1 protein-coding gene and 1 pseudogene are annotated in these 1,434 nt (G+C 63.7%); both read left to right on the top strand.

The genetic code is table 11. The features are described from left to right. Positions 1–145: pseudogene (locus EOD07_RS39255) on the top strand (rhamnose ABC transporter substrate-binding protein); the annotation flags it as partial. Between the two features lie 84 nt (positions 146–229). Beyond that, positions 230–1,434: sugar ABC transporter ATP-binding protein (locus tag EOD07_RS34275; RefSeq protein WP_245470602.1), on the top strand; the 1,205-nt coding region annotated here is incomplete at its 3' end.

The raw sequence follows: 1,434 nt of genomic DNA, 5'->3' as shown, positions 1-1,434 counted from the left end.
GAAGAAGGAAGAGGCCAAGCCCGGCGCCACGCTGTCGATTGGCCGCGTCGGCAAGGTGACGCTCGACGACACCAACTCGGCCGCGATGGCTCCGCCCTTCCAGTTCGACAAGACCAACATCGAGAAGTTCTCCAAGATCTATTGATCCTTCTCGACTCCAAGCTCATGCGGCGGGACAATTGTCCCGCCGCATCCTCAAACGGACCTTCTCTCAGGGCCTGATACGGATATGGACACGACAGCCCAGCGCAAACAGGAGACACAGCGGCCCGAGCCCTCTGGCCTCTCCCAAAGCGCCTCTCCGCGCCTGACGCTCACAGGCATCTCGAAAAGTTTCCCGGGCGTGCGCGCCCTGCACAATGTCAGCCTGTCGCTCTATCCCGGGCAGGTGACGGCGCTGATCGGCGAGAACGGCGCCGGCAAGTCGACGCTGGTCAAGATCATGACCGGCATCTACCAGCCCGATTCAGGCGAGATCGGCATCGACGGCCAAGTCACGACGCTGCCCAGCGCGCACGCCGCCTTCGGCCACGGCATCACCGCCATCCATCAGGAAACCGTGCTGTTCGACGATTTGTCGGTCGCCGAGAACATCTTCCTCGGCCACGCGCCGCACACCCGCTTCGGCACCATCGACTGGCGCACCATGCGCAAAAATGCCCGCGAGGTGCTGGAGACAATGCGCGCGGGCCATATCGACGCCGACGCAAGGCTGAAGGACCTCGGCATCGCCAACAAGCATCTGGTCGCCGTCGCCCGCGCCATGTCGATCGATGCCCGTATCGTCATCATGGACGAGCCGACGGCCGCTCTTTCGATGAAGGAGATCGAGGAGCTTTTCCTGCTGATCGAATTCCTGAAGAGCGAAGGCAAGGCGGTGCTCTTCATCAGCCACAAGTTCGACGAGATCTACCGCATCGCCGACCGCTACACCGTCTTCCGCGACGGCGAGATGGTGGGCGAAGGGCTGCTCAAGGATGCCGGCCAGAACGAGATCGTGCGCATGATGGTCGGCCGCAACGTCGACCACATCTTCCCGCAGCGCGAGCCGAAGATCGGCGCGCCGGTGCTCTCCGTCTCCGGCCTGTCGCATCCGACCGAGTTCGACGACATCGGCTTCGAATTGCGCAAGGGCGAGATCCTCGGCTTCTACGGACTGGTCGGCGCCGGGCGCAGCGAGGTCATGCAGGCGATTGCCGGCATCACCCGCACGAGCCGTGGCGCCATCTCGCTCGACGGTCAGACGATCGCGCCGAAATCGGCCGCCGATTCCATCGAGGCCGGCATCGTCTATGTGCCGGAGGAACGCGGCAAGCAGGGCGTGGTGATCGGCCTGCCGATCTTCCAGAACGTGTCGCTGCCATCGCTCAAGCGCACCTCGAAATCCGGCGTGCTGAGGCTTGCGGAAGAGTTCTCGCTCGCCCGCTCCTACAC

This window comes from Mesorhizobium sp. M2C.T.Ca.TU.002.02.1.1 (assembly GCF_003997225.1).
This window is presented reverse-complemented; position numbering and strand designations above follow the sequence as displayed.